The sequence below is a fragment of the Stappia sp. genome, assembly GCF_048261845.1.
Classification (GTDB): Bacteria; Pseudomonadota; Alphaproteobacteria; order Rhizobiales; family Stappiaceae; genus Stappia.
In genome coordinates, this window is sequence record NZ_JBLXFR010000006.1 from 92,302 (window position 1) to 109,445 (window position 17,144).

Annotated in this window: 18 protein-coding genes and 1 pseudogene; 5 read left to right on the plus strand and 14 right to left on the minus strand. The window is 66.5% G+C overall.

Annotation, left to right across the window (positions count from 1 at the left end; translation table 11 throughout):
• The first annotated feature begins 11 nt into the window (after positions 1 to 11).
• A complete protein-coding gene (locus ACN0T5_RS04725) occupies positions 12 to 533 on the plus strand; it encodes a DUF2478 domain-containing protein (RefSeq protein ID WP_417767468.1) in 522 nt (173 codons plus the stop codon).
• An 18-nt stretch (positions 534 to 551) separates the two neighbouring features.
• Here ACN0T5_RS04725 and ACN0T5_RS04730 read toward each other — a convergent pair whose 3' ends face one another.
• The 5 genes from ACN0T5_RS04730 to ACN0T5_RS04750 are packed head-to-tail and all read right to left on the minus strand — an operon-like array spanning position 552 to position 3,444.
• Positions 552 to 1,091, minus strand: coding sequence for a 2'-5' RNA ligase family protein (locus tag ACN0T5_RS04730; protein ID WP_417767469.1), 540 nt, complete (start codon positions 1,089 to 1,091; stop codon positions 552 to 554).
• A gap of 39 nt (positions 1,092 to 1,130) precedes the next feature.
• A complete protein-coding gene (locus tag ACN0T5_RS04735; protein WP_417767470.1) occupies positions 1,131 to 1,544 on the minus strand; it encodes a MaoC family dehydratase in 414 nt (137 codons plus the stop codon).
• Positions 1,541 to 1,954 carry a hypothetical protein gene (locus ACN0T5_RS04740; protein ID WP_417767471.1) on the minus strand — a complete coding sequence of 138 codons (414 nt, stop codon included), beginning with the start codon at positions 1,952 to 1,954 and terminating at the stop codon, positions 1,541 to 1,543. Before ACN0T5_RS04740 ends, ACN0T5_RS04735 begins: the two co-directional genes overlap by 4 nt.
• The gene (locus ACN0T5_RS04745; RefSeq protein WP_417767472.1) at positions 1,955 to 3,175 is read right to left on the minus strand and encodes a beta-ketoacyl-[acyl-carrier-protein] synthase family protein; all 1,221 of its coding nucleotides are present in this window, start codon (positions 3,173 to 3,175) and stop codon (positions 1,955 to 1,957) included.
• The gene (locus tag ACN0T5_RS04750; RefSeq protein ID WP_417767473.1) at positions 3,172 to 3,444 is read right to left on the minus strand and encodes a phosphopantetheine-binding protein; all 273 of its coding nucleotides are present in this window, start codon (positions 3,442 to 3,444) and stop codon (positions 3,172 to 3,174) included. Before ACN0T5_RS04750 ends, ACN0T5_RS04745 begins: the two co-directional genes overlap by 4 nt.
• Before the next feature lie 127 nt (positions 3,445 to 3,571).
• On the opposite strand from ACN0T5_RS04750, the gene ACN0T5_RS04755 reads away from it, so the two are divergent.
• Positions 3,572 to 4,522 (plus strand): hypothetical protein, encoded by a 951-nt coding sequence (locus tag ACN0T5_RS04755; protein ID WP_417767474.1) that lies wholly within the window; start codon positions 3,572 to 3,574, stop codon positions 4,520 to 4,522.
• A 34-nt stretch (positions 4,523 to 4,556) separates the two neighbouring features.
• Here the strand turns inward: ACN0T5_RS04755 and ACN0T5_RS04760 are convergent, their stop codons facing one another.
• Entirely contained in the window at positions 4,557 to 5,375 is an 819-nt protein-coding gene (locus ACN0T5_RS04760) for a lysophospholipid acyltransferase family protein (RefSeq protein WP_417767475.1), read from the minus strand.
• Between the two features lie 29 nt (positions 5,376 to 5,404).
• Positions 5,405 to 6,103 (minus strand): fumarylacetoacetate hydrolase family protein, encoded by a 699-nt coding sequence (locus ACN0T5_RS04765; RefSeq protein WP_417767476.1) that lies wholly within the window; start codon positions 6,101 to 6,103, stop codon positions 5,405 to 5,407.
• A 207-nt stretch (positions 6,104 to 6,310) separates the two neighbouring features.
• On the opposite strand from ACN0T5_RS04765, the gene parA reads away from it, so the two are divergent.
• Together parA and ACN0T5_RS04775 are read left to right on the plus strand one after the other, a co-directional pair.
• The gene (gene parA / locus ACN0T5_RS04770; RefSeq protein ID WP_417767477.1) at positions 6,311 to 6,958 is read left to right on the plus strand and encodes a ParA family partition ATPase; all 648 of its coding nucleotides are present in this window, start codon (positions 6,311 to 6,313) and stop codon (positions 6,956 to 6,958) included.
• Positions 6,959 to 7,058: 100 nt separating this feature from the next.
• Positions 7,059 to 9,404, plus strand: coding sequence for a heavy metal translocating P-type ATPase (locus ACN0T5_RS04775; protein ID WP_417767478.1), 2,346 nt, complete (start codon positions 7,059 to 7,061; stop codon positions 9,402 to 9,404).
• Between the two features lie 34 nt (positions 9,405 to 9,438).
• Here the strand turns inward: ACN0T5_RS04775 and aat are convergent, their stop codons facing one another.
• From aat to ACN0T5_RS04805, 6 genes are all read right to left on the minus strand, one after another.
• Positions 9,439 to 10,119, minus strand: coding sequence for a leucyl/phenylalanyl-tRNA--protein transferase (gene aat, locus ACN0T5_RS04780; protein WP_417767479.1), 681 nt, complete (start codon positions 10,117 to 10,119; stop codon positions 9,439 to 9,441).
• Positions 10,120 to 10,169: 50 nt separating this feature from the next.
• The gene (gene accC / locus ACN0T5_RS04785; protein ID WP_417767480.1) at positions 10,170 to 11,519 is read right to left on the minus strand and encodes an acetyl-CoA carboxylase biotin carboxylase subunit; all 1,350 of its coding nucleotides are present in this window, start codon (positions 11,517 to 11,519) and stop codon (positions 10,170 to 10,172) included.
• A gap of 14 nt (positions 11,520 to 11,533) precedes the next feature.
• Positions 11,534 to 11,989, minus strand: coding sequence for an acetyl-CoA carboxylase biotin carboxyl carrier protein (gene accB / locus ACN0T5_RS04790; protein WP_417767481.1), 456 nt, complete (start codon positions 11,987 to 11,989; stop codon positions 11,534 to 11,536).
• A gap of 48 nt (positions 11,990 to 12,037) precedes the next feature.
• The gene (gene aroQ / locus ACN0T5_RS04795) at positions 12,038 to 12,478 is read right to left on the minus strand and encodes a type II 3-dehydroquinate dehydratase (protein WP_306028540.1); all 441 of its coding nucleotides are present in this window, start codon (positions 12,476 to 12,478) and stop codon (positions 12,038 to 12,040) included.
• A gap of 187 nt (positions 12,479 to 12,665) precedes the next feature.
• Entirely contained in the window at positions 12,666 to 13,418 is a 753-nt protein-coding gene (locus tag ACN0T5_RS04800; protein ID WP_417767482.1) for a DsbA family protein, read from the minus strand.
• Positions 13,419 to 13,490: 72 nt separating this feature from the next.
• Positions 13,491 to 15,011 (minus strand): M48 family metalloprotease, encoded by a 1,521-nt coding sequence (locus ACN0T5_RS04805; RefSeq protein ID WP_417767483.1) that lies wholly within the window; start codon positions 15,009 to 15,011, stop codon positions 13,491 to 13,493.
• A 195-nt stretch (positions 15,012 to 15,206) separates the two neighbouring features.
• Here ACN0T5_RS04805 and ACN0T5_RS04810 point away from each other — a divergent pair, with 195 nt between their 5' ends.
• Positions 15,207 to 16,367 carry a pyridoxal phosphate-dependent aminotransferase gene (locus ACN0T5_RS04810; protein ID WP_417767484.1) on the plus strand — a complete coding sequence of 387 codons (1,161 nt, stop codon included), beginning with the start codon at positions 15,207 to 15,209 and terminating at the stop codon, positions 16,365 to 16,367.
• A gap of 248 nt (positions 16,368 to 16,615) precedes the next feature.
• On the opposite strand, the pseudogene ACN0T5_RS04815 reads toward ACN0T5_RS04810, so the two are convergent.
• Positions 16,616 to 17,144, minus strand: a pseudogene (locus ACN0T5_RS04815) (ribonuclease E/G); the annotation flags it as partial.

The window sequence follows — 17,144 nt, forward strand, 5'->3', positions numbered from 1 at the left end:
ACGGAACGGACATGCATCTGGCCTATACGACGTCGCCCGGTCGCGGCGACATGGATCTCGTGCTCGCGGGCGTGGCGGAAGCCCTTGCCCGGCGGGGCGTTCGCACCTGCGGCGTCGTCCAGATCAACTCGGACTGCGACAGCGGGCGGCACTGCGACATGGACGTGAAGGTGCTGCCGGCCGGGCCGATGTTTCGCATCTCCCAGTCGCTGGGCAAGGCATCGAGGGGGTGTCGCCTCGATCCGCACGGGCTGGAGATGGCTGTCGGGGCGACGGCACGGCAGCTTGCGAGCGGTGCCGAGGTGCTGATCGTCAACAAGTTCGGCAAGCAGGAGGCGGAGGGACGCGGGTTCCGCGATCTCATCGCCGAGGCGCTGGCCGCCGACATGGCGGTGATCGTGGGCGTCAACGGCCTCAACCGCGATGCGTTCCTGGAGTTCTGCGGGGGAGAGGCGACCGAGTTGCCCCCCCAGGTCGAGGCGATCACGGCATGGGTCGGCGATGCGGTTTCGCCAGCGGAAGCCGTCGGCTGAGCCGCGACCGGTCCGCCGTCACCCCATCGCAAAGCTTGCAATCACCTGCGCGGGATGAAACCGCACCAGTTCCAGCCGCGAGGCCCGCAGCCTGAGCGGCCAGGCGTCACCGGCCGGCAAGGCCGAGACCGCCACCGCGGGATCCTCGGCCGCCTCGCAAAGCGTCACATGCGGCACGAAGGCGTCCGGCCGGTAGTGCCCGGCGCGGGCCAGTCCCGGATGCCGGGCTGCGAGCGCGGTGTCGAGGTTCCGGTGGAGATCGAGGAGGTCCCGCCGGGGAACCGGGGCGAGATAGACCACCGCCGGCGGCCCGGGAAAGAGACCCGGTCCCGTCAGGGTCACATCAACCGGAGTGCAGCGCGCCGCGAACCCGGCCAGCGTCGCGGCGATGGCCTCTTCCTCTTCAGGGGCGTCAGGGAGAATGGCGAGGGTCAGGTGGGGTGCATAGGCGAAGTTGCGCCGCGTTGCCTCAAGGCCCTGGCCGAGCAGCGTCTCCCATATCGCCGTGACGGATGCCGCGTCCGGATCGTCGATGCGCAAGGTAACAGCCAGGGGCATGGGGTTCTCCTGGAAACGCCCGGCGTGTCGCGGACGGTGTCAGCTGTTCCCTGCGCTCACCGTTGCATCGCCGATGCCCACCGACTGGCCGGCATCGTCCTGCACGGACAGGCGAACGATCATTTCCGGCGGGGTGCCGGGAAGCAGCTTGGCGACCCGGCCGGAAACCGTCATCCGTGCGCCAACGGCGAGCGGCCTCAAAAAACGGATCTGCAGGCTGCGGATGCGGGTGCCGGGCAACCAGTCCCTCAGGGCCCCCTCGAAATGGCCCATCACCAGCATGCCGTGAACGATGGTTCCGGGCAGGCCGGCGGCGCGGGCGGCCTCCTCGTCGAGATGAATGGGATTGCGGTCCCCGGAGGCATTCGCATAGGCCGCGACGCGGGCACTGTCGAGCAGCGCCGGCGCGGTATCGGCAAACTTGTGCCCGACGGACAAGGCGGCTTCGCTCATGACCCGGCCTCGTCTGCCCGCCTGTTCTCGAACAGGACGATGTCTGCAAGGAACTCCTGACAGTGGCGGCCGGCTTCGTCCCGCACACGTCCGCGCACCACGATCCGGTCGTCACGGTCCGGATTGCATCGCCAGTCCACAGCCACCTGGTAGCTGCGGTCGACCTCAAGGTCCCGCTCGTAGCTGAACTGTTGCGCCTGGTGGACCAGTACCGCCTTGCGATCGGCCGCCATACGCTCCAGAACGCCCAGGACTTCCGGGCGAGAGAGGGCGGTGAAGGCATAGGTGGCCGGCACGCGGTCCCGGCCGTCCCCGCCGGTGCCGCCGACCGCCGCGGCGAAGGCATCGACCGGGGCTCGTCCTGTCGACAGCTCCAGATCCGCGACCGCTGTCCAGACCGGTTCGTTCATCTAGCGAACCGACCGGATCGCCAGCGTGGCGTTGATGCCGCCGAAGGCGAAGGAGTTGCTCAGCGCGGCGTCGATCTGGTGGGGGCGGGCCGTATTGGGCACCGGATCGGGCAGGCATTTGGGATCCTGCTCGAGCCAGTTGATCGTCGGCGGGGCGACCTTCGCGCGAAGCGCGTTGACGGTGATGATCAGTTCGATGGCGCCCGCAGCGCCAAGGGCATGGCCGTGGATCGGTTTGGTCGAGGAGACAGGCAGTGTCTCGGCATAGCCGCCGAAAACCCTGCGAATCGCTTCCGTTTCGGAGATGTCGTTGAGAATCGTGCCGGTGCCGTGAGCGTTCACGTAGCCGATGTCTTCAGGCTGCAAGCCGGCATCGGCAAGGGCATTGGCCATGGAAGATGCCGGTCCCTCGACCGTTGGCCGCAACAGGTCGCCGGCGTCGCTTGTCGTTCCGTAGCCGGCGATCTCGGCAAGCGGCGTCGCGCCGCGCGCGAGCGCATGTTCGAGTTCCTCGATCATCAGGACGGCCGCACCTTCGCCGAGCACCATGCCGTTTCTCTTGCCGGAGAAGGGGCGGCAGGCTTCCGGCGCCATCACGCGCAGGATCTCCCAGGCGCGGAAGGTTGCGGGCGTCAGAAGGGCTTCGCTGCCGCCGACAAGCGCCGCGTCGATCATGCCGGATCGAATCATCTGGAGACCGTAGCCGACCGACTGGGTGCCGGAGGCGCAAGCGCTCGACACGGCAAGCGAGGGGCCGCGAATGCCGTAGCGCATGCTGATCTGCGATGCGGCCGCATTCGGCATGACCTTGGCGATGCTCATGAGGTCGGGGCGGGTTTCCGTGACGTAGAAGCCGTAGTGCCCGTCATCTGTCGTCCAGGACCCGCCAATGCCCGATCCGATGATCGCGCCTACCCGGGTGCCGAGCGGTTCGGACGTGTCGATCCCGGCGTTGCGCAGGGCTTCCTCCGCCGCGACCAGCGCAAACTGCGCGAAACGGTCGGTCGTCTTGATCTCTTGCGGGGTCAGGTGCGCCGCAGGATCGAAGTCCGGGATGTGCGCCGCCTTGGTGATGCGCTGGCGCGGATAGCGGTCGAGCTGGAAATGGGAAACACCGGTCCGGCCGTCGCGGGCCGCTGTCCACAGCGCCTCCGCGCCCATGCCGGCGGCCGTGATCGCACCCATTCCCGTGACGACAATGCGTCTTTGTTTGCTCGTCACGCGGCATCTTCCTTCATGCGGGCCGCGAGAACCTTGAGGAAGTCTCCAACCGTGCGGGCCTCCGCAAGGTCGCCGTCGACGGGAATATAGACGCCGAATTCTTCTTCGATGGCCATGAGGATAACCACCATGTCGGCAGACTGTATGCCAAGATCATCGAAGGTTGCGTCGGCAGCGAGTTTCTCGCGCTCGACCATTCCTTCCTTGGCGACCAGATCGAGAAGCCTCTCGAGGGTTGCGGGATCAATCCCTTCGGCCATCTGTTCCATGATGAGTCTCTGTCCCTGTTATTTCCGCGTCTTTTGCGCTTGTCATAAGGGCTAAGCCGGTTCTGTTCCAGCTTGAAGTTATCGAAAAACGGCGGCAACTGGCGGTGCGGGCCGGCACGAGGGCCGAATGACACGGCTGCTCTTGCGGCAGCATTGCGGGTCTACTAAGCACAACAGTGTTCGCAAGGCTTGCAGGGCGAGCCGCATCATCGCGGACCGGGAACAGGCGCTCATGCGGTTGTGCCGGAAAAACTGTTGTGCGAGGCGGGGCTTGAGCATGGCCAGGGAACGGGCAACTAACTTTGGTGCGGCTGCGGGCCTGCTTCTTGCAGCTCCCGTCGTGATCGTGCCCGGATCGGCGATCGCCATGATGATCTGGGCCCGTTGGGCCTTTTACCAGCGCCACCCCGACTACGTCCAGCAAAGTGCACCAACGATTAGCCGTGCAATCAGCGACCCGTTCATCGGCGAGCCCTTCGCGGCGGTCATTCTCGCTGTCGCCTGTGTCATCGCTTTGGCGCTCGTGCCCTTGTGCAACGCCTATTTCGCCACCATCCGGCTGCGCACCGAGGGCGATCCGGCAACGCGTGCCAGCCTGCGCCGGTTGATGCATGTCTTCATTGTGGTGCAGTTCTGCGGAACGCTGGGGATGGTCGTCTGTACGCAGGTCACCTTCCGGCAAAACCACGACATCCACATGATCGGAAGCTATTTTTTCTTTGTTTTTCAAGCGATCGCCATTCTCCTCAGCGGTATCGTGGCGACCCGTCTCGTGCACCTGCGGAGTCGCCAGGGCTGTCCTTACCTGCGTCTTGAATCGAGATATTCCCGTATTCGTCGCTACCTTGCCTTTGTGACCGTGGGGCTCGCCCTCTTTTATCTTGTCCTGTTCGCGATCAAGGGGTTCGATCTTCCCGTCCCCGAGTACGACGTCTACAATTTCTACACGATCCACGAGATCGTGACGATCTCCGCCTATATCTTTCACTTCATGCTCTACGCGCCGGAAGTCTTCCGGATGACCCGCAGCCTCGTCTCGACGGGATCCTGGCGGCTGGAAGCGCAGACGATGGCCTGACTGTCGCGCGGCTGACCGGCCGGGGGGGGGGCGGTCAGCCGCGCGACAGGGCGGCGGTGACGAGTTCCGCGGTACGGGTCTCGATCGCGCTTTCCAGCCGGGCGGAGAAGCTGCCCGAATCGAGGCCGGCGGGAATAGCCGGCAGGATCTCCACGACGATGGTGCCGGGGAAACGCCAGAAACTGTTGCGTGGCCAGAACACGCCGGAGTTCAGCGCGATCGGCAGGCAGGGCACTTTCAGCGCGCGGTAAAGGGCGACGACGCCCGGCTTGTAGTCGGGGGCGGCGAAGGGCGCCGCGCGGGTGCCTTCGGGAAAGATCACAACCGGGCGCCCCTCCGCCAGACGCTTCCGTGCCTGGCGGACGAGATCGACAAGCGCCGCCGCGCCGGCCTTGCGGTTGATGCCGATATGGCGCAACCGCCACATGGTCCATCCGGCCACGGGGATGCGGGTCAGTTCCCGCTTCAGCACGATCGCCGGGTCGTCGAGGATGATCTGCAGGGCAAGGGTCTCGAAGGCGGACTGGTGCTTGGAGGCAATCAGGCAGGGGCCGGCGGCGGCGAGGTTCTCCCGGCCGCGCACCTCGTAGCGCAGTCCGGCAATGGCGGCGAGAAGCCAGAGCCAGAAGCGGATGATCGCGTTGGCGCAGGCCCGGACGAAGCCGCGAGGCATCGCAAGGAGCGGTGTGAGGGGCGTGACCACGACGAGGGTGGCGAGCGCCAGCGCCAGGAAGAGAAGCGAGCGGAACGCGATGACGAGTGCCCGCCAGCCGCGCGGGCGCGGAATGCGCGGCGGGCCGGCGTCATCGGAGCCGGCCGCATGATCCTCCCCGGCCGGCGGATGTCCGTTCATCTGGCGGCCTCTTTTCTGCCGGCTGGACGTCAACGGCGTTCGGCGATCGTGACGGAAAGGGAGGCAACCCCCTCGATAGAGCCCTCCAGCCGGTCCCCGGGCCGCGCCGCACCGACGCCGGCGGGCGTTCCGGTGAAGATCAGGTCGCCGGGCCGCAGGACAACCGAGCGGCTGCAGATGGCGACAATGTCGGCGACGGGCCAGATCTGGTCGGCAAGATCGCCGTCCTGGCGCGTTTCGCCGTTGAGGGCCAGGGTAATGCGCCCGGCGGTCGGATGGCCGCAGCGGCTCCACGGCACCAGCGGCGAGCAGGGAGCGGAGAAGTCGAAGCCCTTGGCCCAGTCCCAGGGGCGGCCCATTTCCTTGGCCTGCGCCTGCAGGTCGCGTCGGGTCAGGTCGATGCCCGCGCCATAGCCCCAGATGTGGGCGTTCGAGTCGGCCGGATCGATGTTGCTGCCGCCGATCCCGATGGCGACGACGAGTTCCATCTCGAAATGAAGATCCTCGGTCAGCGGCGGATAGGGAACCGTGCCGCCGGCATCGCAGACCGCGTCGGCGGGCTTGGTGAAGAAGAATGGCGGCTCCCGGTCGGGGTCCTTGCCCATCTCCCTTGCATGGGCCGCATAGTTCCGGCCAACGCAGAAGATCCGCCGGACGGGATAGCGGGCGCTGCTTCCCTCCACGGCAACACTTGGCACGGGCGGCGGGGCGAGGACGAACTCTGACAAGGCCTGTCTCCTGGTGACGTGACGATGGCGGCCGGGGGGCGGGCAAGGGCGGGGCCAGGCAGGCTGTCCCTCTCGCCGCGCCCGGTCCGGGCTCTCCGGTTTACGTGTTGTGGCAATCGCGGTCCAGCACTCGCTGAGATCGTCGTTGTCATTGACGTGTTGCGGTGCAACAGTAGTCGGCAACACCAGCTTGGGCGAGAGTGAAGAATGGGCGGTCGCATCATTTCCGTTGCACAGCAGAAGGGCGGATCGGGCAAGACCACCCTTGCCGCCCATCTTGCCGTCGCCCTGGCCCTGAAAGGCGAGTTTCCGGTGGCGCTGGTCGATGTCGATCCGCAAGGATCGCTCGGCACATGGTACGAGGCGCGCGAAGACGCTTTCGGGGATGCCGGCACGGGACTGACTTTCCGTACCTCCAGCGGCTGGGGGGCACGCCGCGAGGCGCGTTCGCTGGCCCGGGATCACGGGGTGGTGATCCTCGATACGCCGCCCAAGACCGATTCCGATGTTCGCCCGGCCATCGAGGCGGCCGACATGGTCATCATTCCCGTCCAGCCGACGCTTGTCGATCTCTGGGCCACGGGCCAGACGGTCGAGCTTGCGCGCAGGGAAGGCACGCGTTCGCTCGTGGTGCTCAACCGGGTGCCGCCGCGCGCGGCGCTGACGGAAGAGGTGATGGCGGCGATCGGCGAGAACGGCTTCAACGTCGCGGCGGCGCGCCTCGGCAACCGGACTGCCTTTGCCGCGTCAATGGGAAGCGGGCGCACGATCCTCGAGACCGACGCGCGCGGCAAGGGGGCGGAGGAGGCGCGTCAGCTTGCCGAGGAGATCGGGCGCATGATCGGCCCGGGCTGATTTTCTCGGAATTCCCTCTTGAAGCTATAGTGGCTAGAGGGATTATCACTCATGTCGGTTTCCAGAAATCCCCCGGTCGGACCGGGGAGGAAGGACTGACATGAGCAAGGCGAGTGCCGACGGCGTGACCGTCGGAACCCGGTACGAATGGACCGTCAAGGGCATGGACTGTGCCTCCTGCGTCGCCAAGGCGCGAGGGGCGGTCGAGCGCGTTGCCGGCGTCAGCGGGGTCGAGGTGTCGCTGATGAAGGAGCGGCTCCGGGTTTCCCTTGATGAGGCGCGTGCCCGGCCCGAGGCCGTGGAGCGTGCGGTCGGTGCGGTCGGCTACACGGCCGCCGGACGCCGGCGTCTCGGCCCGGATGGCGAGAGCGGGGCTGCGAACGGGCGCGAGGCCGGCGATGGCGGCCCCTGCGGATGCGGCGACCATGACCATGGCCGGAAGCTCGCGCAAGGCACTCACGATCAGGACGAGGGTCACGGCGAGGGTCACGGCGAGGGGCACGACGAGAGCGACACACATGCCCACGGACACGGCGATCCGGCCGAGCGGGGCCTGTCCTGGTGGCGGACCGGCAAGGGACGGCTGGTCATTCTGACCGGCGCACTGCTTCTCGCGGCCTGGGGAAGCGAGCTGCTTGTTTCTCCCGGGATTTCCCGCTGGGCCTTCGTCGCGGCGTGCCTCATCGGCCTGTTTCCCGTGGCCCGGCGGGCCTTTGCCCTGCTCCGCGCCGGCATGCCCTTCACCATCGAGATGCTGATGACGATTGCCGCCACCGGCGCGCTCTTCATTGACGCGTCGGAGGAAGCGGCGCTTGTGGTCTTCCTGTTCGCCGTTGGCGAATTGCTGGAGGGGGTTGCGACCGATCAGGCCCGCAGCGGCATCCGCTCACTGGTGAAGCTCCTGCCCAAGACGGCCTTGCTGATGGACGGCGGGCGCCCGCGTGAGGTGCCGGCGGACAGCCTTGCGATCGGAAACGAGGTGCTGGTGCGCCCCGGAGACCGGGTGCCGGCGGACGGAACGGTGGTGGAAGGCCGTTCCGGCGTCGACGAGAGCCCGGTCACGGGCGAAAGCATGCCGCAGACCCGTGGCCCCGGCGATGATGTGTTTGCCGGATCGATCAACACCGAGGCGGCACTCACCGTGCGTGTCACCCGGGAGCCGTCCGACAACACGGTCGCCCGCATCATTCGTCTGGTGGAGGAAGCGGAAGAATCGCGCGCGCCGACCGAACGCTTCATCGACCGGCTGAGCCGGATCTACATGCCTTTCATCGTCGGCATTGCCGTTCTGGTCGCGCTGGTGCCGCCGATTGCCTTCGGTCTGCCCTGGGACGTGTGGATCTACCGGGCCCTGGCCCTGCTTCTCATCGGCTGCCCCTGCGCGCTGGTGATCTCGGTGCCGGCCGCCATCGCTTCCGGCCTTTCGTCTGGCGCGCGGCGCGGGCTGTTGATGAAGGGCGGGTCCGTCGTCGAGGCTGCGGCCGCCACGCGGCAGGTGGCCTTCGACAAGACCGGTACGCTGACGCAAGGCCGTCCGGTCGTCACCGACATCGTGCCCTTCAACGGTATGCCGCAGGCCGAAGTGTTGATGCTGGCGGCGGCGGTGGAAAGCGGGTCGAGCCATCCGCTCGCCAAAGCCATCCTGTCACGCGCCGAACGTGACGGACTTGCGCTTCCCGCGGCCAGCGCGGCGCGCGCCATTCCCGGGCGCGGCGTGGTGGCCGAACTTGCCGGGCGGGGCGAGGTTCATGTGACGAGCCCGGCCGAGGCGCTGGAGGCCGGCCGTCTGCCGGCCGACCTGGAGCAGGCGGCGGTCGCGCTGGAAAATGCCGGCAAGACGGTGGTGGTCGTCCATGGGGCGGAAGGCCCCTTCGGTCTCGTTGCGCTGCGCGACGAACCGCGCGAGGACGCGGCCCGCGCGATCCGGGAGCTTGCGCGCCTCGATGTCTCGGCGGTCATGCTGACCGGCGACAATGCCCGCACGGCGGCCGCGATCGGCGATGTCATCGGCATCGCGCAGCGGGCGCGCCTCCTGCCGGAGGACAAGCTCGTGGCGATCCGCGAACTGTCGCAGGGCGGGCCGGTGATGATGGTGGGTGACGGCATCAACGATGCGCCGGCCCTCAAGCAGGCGAGCCTTGGCGTTGCCATGGGGTCGGGAACGGATGTGGCGCTGGAGACGGCGGATGCGGCGATCCTGCGCGACCGGGTGGCCGATGTCCCGGCCATGATCCGGCTGGCGAGGGCGACCATGTCGAACATCCACCAGAACGTCGCCATCGCGCTGGGGCTGAAGGGCGTGTTCCTCGTCACCTCGATCCTGGGGATCACCGGGCTGTGGATCGCGATCCTGGCGGATACGGGCGCGACGGTGCTGGTCACCGCCAATGCGCTCAGGCTGCTTGCCTATGATCCGGCTCGTGCCGGCGGACAGTCCCGGACGTAGTCTCCTGTCCATGACCGTCGTCGATGGCCGCAGATCATTCGTCCGGCGTGCGCATGTCGAGCGTGTCGAGCACCGTGCGGCCGTCGGCGGCGGCCGGCAGGGCGGAAAAGTCCCCGAAGCGGTTCAGCGCCGCTTCGAGCATCTTGTCGTAGCGGCCCTTGGGAACCTCAATGGTGCCGAATTGCGACAGGTGGCCGGTGACGAACTGGGTGTCGAGCAGTTCGTAGTTGCCGGCGATCAGCCGTGCGGCCAGGTGGGCGAGGGCGACCTTCGACGCGTCGCGTTCGAAGGCGAACATGCTTTCGCCGAAGAAGGCCGCGCCAAGCGAGACCCCGTAGAGACCGCCGACGAGTTTCCCGTCGCGCCAGGTCTCGACGGTGTGGCAGTAGCCCATGTCGAAGAGCGCGCCGTAAAGACGCCGGATTTCCGCGTTGATCCAGGTCTTGCGGCGTCCCTCGGCAGGGGCGGCGCAGCCGTCGATGACCCCCTGGAAATCGCTGTCCACCCGGACCTCGAACTGGTCCTGGCGAATGGTCCGGCGCAGACGTTTGGGGAGGTGGAAGGCACCGAGCGGCAGGATCCCGCGATGCTCGGGCTCGATCCAGAAAAGATTGGTGTCCTCGGCCGATTCCGCCATGGGAAAGATGCCGCAGGCATAGGCCTTGAGCAGGACATGCGGCGTGATGACCAGCGGATCGTTCTTGTTCCCGGCCATGGAAACCTTTCGGGCGGGAGGCGCGGCGACAAGGCCCGCCTCCCGCGGTCTCAGTCGTCCGACTTGGCGGCGAGATATTTCTCGAGCCAGTGAATGTCGTACATGCCGTTGGCAATGTCCTGATTGTCGACGAGATCACGAAACAGCGGGATCGTCGACTCGATTCCATCCACCACGAACTCGTCCAGGCAGCGGCGCAGGCGCATCATGCACTCGACGCGGTTGCGGCCGTGGACGATCAGCTTGCCGATCAGGCTGTCGTAATGCGGCGGGATCCGGTAACCCTGATAGACACCGGAATCGACGCGCACGCCAAGTCCGCCCGGCGGATGGTAATAGGAAATCCTGCCCGGCGAGGGCGCGAAGGTCCGCGGGTTCTCGGCATTGATGCGGCATTCGATGGCATGGCCCTCGAACTGCACGTCCTCCTGGCGAAGCGTTAGCTCGGCGCCGGAGGCGATGCGGATCTGCTCGTTGACCAGGTCGATGCCGGTGATCATCTCGGTCACGGGATGTTCCACCTGCAGGCGGGTGTTCATCTCGATGAAATAGAATTCCCCGTTCTCGTAGAGGAATTCGATCGTCCCGACGCCGCGATACTTGAGCTTGCGCATGGCATCGGCGACGATCTCGCCGATCTCCTTGCGCTGGGCCGCGTTGAGGGCGGGAGAGGGCGCCTCCTCGAGGACCTTCTGGTGACGGCGCTGCAAGGAGCAGTCGCGCTCGCCAAGGTGGATCGCGTTGCCGCGTCCGTCGCCGAGCACCTGAATCTCGATATGGCGCGGCTTGCCGAGATACTTCTCCATGTAGAGGGCATCGTCGCCAAAGGCGTTCTTGGCTTCCGTGCGGGCCGTCGACAGCGCAGTGTCGAGGTCGTTCTCGGTGAGCGCCACCTTCATGCCGCGTCCGCCGCCGCCGGCAGCGGCCTTGACGAGCACGGGGTAACCGATCTTGCGGGCGATCGCGTGGGCGTCGTCGCCCGGCTTCACCGCGCCGTCGGAGCCCGGAACCACGGGAATGCCGAGGCGCTCCGCCGTCTGCTTCGCCGCGATCTTGTCACCCATGATGTGGATGTGTTCCGCGGTCGGGCCGATGAAGGTGATCTTGTGCGCTTCGAGGATCTCGGCGAAGCGAGCGTTTTCCGACAGGAACCCGTAGCCGGGATGCACGGCGTCGGCGCCGGTGATCTCGCAGGCGGCCAGAAGCTGGGGAATGTTCAGGTAGCTGTCGCGCGCCGGCGGCGGACCGATGCACACGCTTTCGTCGGCGAGGCGCACATGCATGGCATCGGCGTCGGCGGTGGAATGCACCGCGACGGTCTGGATGCCGAGCTCCTTGCAGGCGCGCAACACGCGCAGTGCGATCTCGCCGCGATTGGCGATGAGGATCTTCGAGAACATGGGTTCGGCCCCCGTCACTCGAGGACGACGAGCGGTTCGCCGTATTCCACCGGCTGCCCGTCCTCGACCAGGATCGCGGTGACGCGACCGGAACGGGGAGACGGGATCTGGTTCATGGTCTTCATCGCCTCGACGATGATGAGCGTGTCGCCGGCGTTCACCGTGTCGCCGACCTCGACGAAGTTGCGTGCGCCCGGTTCGGCCGCGCGATAGGCGGTGCCGACCATCGGCGAGGGCACGGCGCCGGGATGACCGGCCGGATCGGCGGATGCGGGAGCCGCGGCGGGCGCTGCCGGGGCAACGGGAGCCGCGCGGCCGACCGAAACCGGTGCCTCGACCGTTATCTGTCGAGCGACGCGAACGCGGAATTCGTCGCGCTCGAGTTCGATCTCCGTCAGGTTGGTCTCGTCAAGCAGAGCCGCGAGCTGGCGAATCAAGTCCTGATCGAATTGGTCTTTCTTTTCCGACATTTGCCTGTCTTGATCTTTTCGTGGTTGAACGGGCCGCGTTGGCCGTGGTCAGGGCCTGATGACAGTCGACAGCGCTTCGAGCGCCAGCCGGTAGCCAGTCGGACCAAAGCCGCAGATCACGCCAAGCGCGACCGGCGACACGTAGGAATGATGCCGAAAGGCCTCCCGTGCGAAGACGTTCGAAAGATGAACCTCGACGGTCGGTATCTCGGCGGCGCGAATGGCATCGTGCAGCGCGACGGACGTATGCGTGAAGGCGGCGGGATTGATCACCAGTCCTTGCGCAAGATCGCCCGCCTCCTGGATCCAGTCGACCAGCATGCCCTCGTGGTTGGACTGCCGGAACTCGATCTCCAGATCAAGATCCTCCCCGACGTCGCGGCACAGGCTTTCGATATCGCCAAGGGTCGCCGTCCCGTAGGTGGAAGGCTCCCTGGTGCCGAGCCGGTTGAGGTTCGGTCCGTTGAGGACATAGATCGAGGCGGACATTCATTCCCCGCAAGGGCGACGCGACACGGGTGGCGCATCGCGATGCATCACTGAGCCTCTTATAGGGACTTGGGAAGCACAGGAAAAGACCTGTTGTCGCCTTCCGCGGTCCCGCGCGGGCGGCCGCCAGCCATGCCGGCCGCCCGGTATCGCAACGGGACGGCCGGGATGAACGGCCGGTTCGTCCTCAGCAGGTCGCCTGGCCGCAATTGCGCATCGAGTCGATCTTGCCCTTGAGCTGGTCGTAGCCGACCGCGCCCATCACCACATCGTCGCCAATGACATAGGACGGGGTTCCCGTCAGGCCGAGCCTGTTGGCCAGCATGTAGACTTCCTGGATCGAGGTCTTGACCTCGGCATCGTCGAGGGAGGCCTCGAGCTTGTCGACGTCGAGCCCGGCTTCCCCGGCGGCGGCAAGAGCGCTGGCCTTGTTGGCCTGGCCACTGGCGCCCATCAGGTTGCGGTGGAAGTCGTGATATTTCTCCGGCTCGGCCATATTGACCGCGACCGCGACCTGGGCCGCCTCGACCGAGCCCTGACCGAGAACCGGGAATTCCTTCAAGACGACGCGGAGCTTCTTGTCTTCCTCGAGCAGCTTTTCCATGTCGGCCATGGCGCGCTTGCAGTAGCCGCAATTGTAGTCGAAGAACTCGACCAGGGTGACGTCGCCGTCCGGGTTGCCGAGTTCGACCTGACGGGTGGAGTTGAAGAGGATGTCGGCGATGCCCGAAAGGGCCTCGGTGCGGGCCTTGCTGGCGGCCGCCATTTCGCGCCGTTCCAGTTCCTGAAACGCCTCGCGGATGATTTCCGGGTTCCCGATCAGGTATTCGCGCACGATCTTTTCAACGTCGCCGCGCGTCAGGGGCGTGTCCTGGGCCTGAGCCAAGGGCGAAAAGACGAAGGTCATTGCCGCGATGGTGGCCAGAAGCAGCTTCTTCATTCGGTTCTCCAGCGACCGGGGGAGAGGCCCTCAATCCGGTCCGTTAGGTGTCATTCGCAACGCGTCCCGTCTTCATGAACGGCCGGGAAGCTTCGGAGGCTTATAGGACACGATATCATCAGCCTGTAGCCAGGATGGTGTTCCGCGCTTCAAATTTTTTTGTGCGCGGGCGGCGTAGCGTTTGGCTGCGCTGAAATCGCCTCGCGCCATCAGGCCGCGCGCGGTGGCGAGATCCGCCTCCGCGGTCTTTCCCTGACGGCCGAGCGCAATGGCGAGTTGCGAGTATCCGATATGGGAATTGGGATCCATCTGCAGGCCGAGCTTGAGGACCCGCTCTGCCTCCGCCAGCGCCGAATTTTCGTTTGCGGCCACGAGCGCGAAGCCCAGCCAGATCTGAAACTGGGGCTCCCTGGGCCGCAGGGCGACCGCCTGGCGGAACGGGCCGATCGACGCCTTCGGGTTGCCCGATTCGAGCAGGGCCTGGCCCTTGAGTTCGTGAAAATACGGGTTGTTCGGCTGTTGGCGCAGCAGCTTGTCGATCTCGTCGACTGTCTGGCGACGGCTCTTTGTGCGCATGGTCACGACGGCACGCGCATATTGGGCGGGCAGGGAGTTGTCGGATTTCGGATAGGTCCGTGCAACCACGTTCGGATGGCTGGTGAAGGCGATCAGCTTGGCCCGCACCATGTCGTGGCGGAACTGCAGGTCGGGACTGGCGGGGGTGTCCCAGTAGCGGCTCTTGCGAGCCAGCGTTTCCAGCGCGTTGAGGCGCTCGCGCGGCATCGGATGGCTCTGCGCGTAAGGGTCGGTGTACTGGGCGGAAAACAGCAGCTGGTCGGCGAAGCGGCTGAAGGTTTTCAGCATGCCCTTCGCCGACTGGCCGGTCTTTTCCAGGAAGGTGATCGCGGCGCGGTCGGCAATGGATTCCTCGCCGCGCCGATAGGCCAGCAGGCTGCGTTGCGCGATACCGGTGCCTGCGGTCATCGCGCCGGCGCCGCCCTGCGCGACGCCCGACTGGCCGGACGAGGCGCCGGCCGCCATGGCGCCAACGCCGAGGACCACGCCGAGGACCGCCATGATCTGTGCGTTTGCGAGGGCCTGACGCAGGCGAACGAGATGACTGCCGGTGATGTGTCCGGTTTCGTGTGCCAGGACGCCGATGACCTCGCCCGGCGTTTCGGCCTCGGTGATCACGCCGACATTGATGAAAATGCGCCGCGCGTCAGCGACGAAAGCATTGAAATCGTTTCGGTTGACGAGGATGATCTCGACCTGCTGACGGGCAATCCCGGCGGCATCGAAGATCGGCCCCGCATAGTCGCGCATGAGGGCTTCGGTTTCCGCGTCGCGCACCAGCGGCAACCCGCCCTGGGCGCGCGCCGGCGCGGTCAAAGGGCCGAACGCCACCGCACAGGCCACGACCACAACAGCAAGGTTCTTTACAAGGGCGCGTCCGGACCTGCCGCGGCCAGCCGCCAATTCCGTTCGGGGCATGGAAGTGAGGGACGGGAGCATGGGCATGCCTTTGTTCACGGTCTTGCTGGTCTCGGTTGCACCGGCCGGAGGTTCGGGGCGGCGGCAATGGTCCGGCATCGGTCGTCACCCCCTCGACAGGCAGTCGAGCGGAGGGTAGGTGACCGGGACGAGGCCGGTCAACTGCCCGTTGCGATATGCGCTCGTGCATTCTAGACGCCGCAAATGCGGCACCAGATTGGCACTGTGCGCCGCTCGCCGGCCGGTCGTCGGCACCAGCGGCCTCGACACGCTCCAGAAACAGGAAAACCAGCCATGCCCGACGTCTCCCGCCGATCCGAGGTCGAACCGTTTCTTGCAATGGACGTGCTCGCCCGGGCCAACGCCCTGGAGGCTGCCGGCGCGCGCGTCCTGCACATGGAGGTCGGTCAGCCTGGAGCGCGGGCACCCCGTGCGGTGCTTGACGCTGCCCGCATGGCGCTCGACGAGGGGCGCATCGGCTACACCGAGGCGCGCGGCCTGCCGTTGTTGCGGCGCGCCATCGCCGATCACTACCGCGCTGCCCACGGCCTCGAGGTTGCCGACGAACGCATCGTGGCGACGACGGGTTCGTCGGCGGGGTTCAATCTGGCGTTTCTGGCCGCGTTCGATCCCGGCGACCGGGTGGCGATCACCGCGCCAGGTTATCCGGCCTATCGTAACATCCTGCGGGCGCTGGGGCTCGTTCCGGTCGAGATAGAGGTCGGTCCGGATACACGCTGGGCCTTGACGCCGGACCTGCTCGAGGCCGCTCACCGAGAGGCGCCGCTAAAGGGCGTGCTGGTCGCCTCGCCAGCCAATCCGACAGGCACGATGATGACGCCGGAGGCGCTGAAGGCGCTCAACGCGGCCTGCGAGGCGCTCGACCTGTGGTTCATCTCGGACGAGATCTATCACGGCCTTGTCTTTGACGGACGGCAGGAAACAGCGCTGTCCTTCACGGAAAAGGCGATCGTCATCAACAGCTTCTCGAAATACTACTGCATGACCGGGTGGCGGATCGGCTGGATGGTTCTGCCCGAGGCGCTGGTCCGCCCGGTCGAGCGGATCGCGCAGAGCCTCTATATCTCTCCGCCGGAGCTTTCCCAAAGGGCCGCAGCGGCTGCTTTCGGTGCGACCCGCGATCTGGAAATCGTCAAGGCCGGCTATGCGCGCAACCGGGAGGTGCTGCTGGACCGGATGCCGGGGCTCGGTTTCACAGAGATGCTTCCCGTCGACGGTGCGTTCTATCTCTATGCGAGCGTTCGGCCGTTTTCCAACGACAGCGTCGCCTTTGCCGCGCGCATGCTGGAGGAAACCGGCATTGCGGCGACGCCGGGGCCGGATTTCGATCCCGTCAACGGACGCGCCTACCTGCGCTTCTCCTTCGCCGGCGACACGGCCGTCATCGAGGAAGCGATGGACCGGATGGCCGACTGGCTGCCGAAACAGGGATAAGCGGGCAGGGCGATTTTCGCGAAAGCGGGGACAGGTTCCCCGGGGGCCATGCCGACGTGCTTCCGGAGACTGTCCGTCAGGCTCGGCATTTGCAAAAAAGCATACAAAAAAGGCGGGCAGATTGTGCAATCTGCCCGCCATTTTTTTGCAAGATCGATCGAAAATTTATCGGGATTGAGCTCTCGGACATCCGAAAGCCGCCTGGGGCCCGACAGGGGCTTTCAGCGCCCCCACAACCGAAATGCCTTTCAGAAGAAGCTGCGGCGCTGCCACCAGCCGGAGCGCTTCGGCTCGGGATCGTCGCTTTCCCGGGTCGACCCGTCGCCGCTGACCTTCTCGCGCACCACGACCGGCTCGGCCGGAGCGGACGGCTTTTCGGGTTCCGCGGCCACCGGCTCGGCCTCGACCGGCTCGGCGCTCACGGGCTCTTCGGCCTTGACCTCGGCTTCGGAGGTTTCCCCGGTTTCGCCCGACACGTCGGCCGGCTCGGCGTCTTCAGCCGCGGCCACCGGGGTCTCCTCGGTCACGGCGACCTCGGCCGGCTCGTCTGCGGGCGTGTCGTCGGTTGCGGAAACGTCAGCCTCGACCTCGGCCTGCGAACCGGTATCGGCCTTGTCGTCGCTGTCGGCGACCGGTGCCTGGCTTTCGCTCTCGCCGACCTTGACGTCATTGGCCTCCGCCGCGACGGCGGGAGCCTCCGACGTCGGCTCGGTGTCGTCGCCACCTTCGCTGTCGCGGCGGCTGCGGCGACCGCCCCGGCGGCCCCGGCGACGCTTG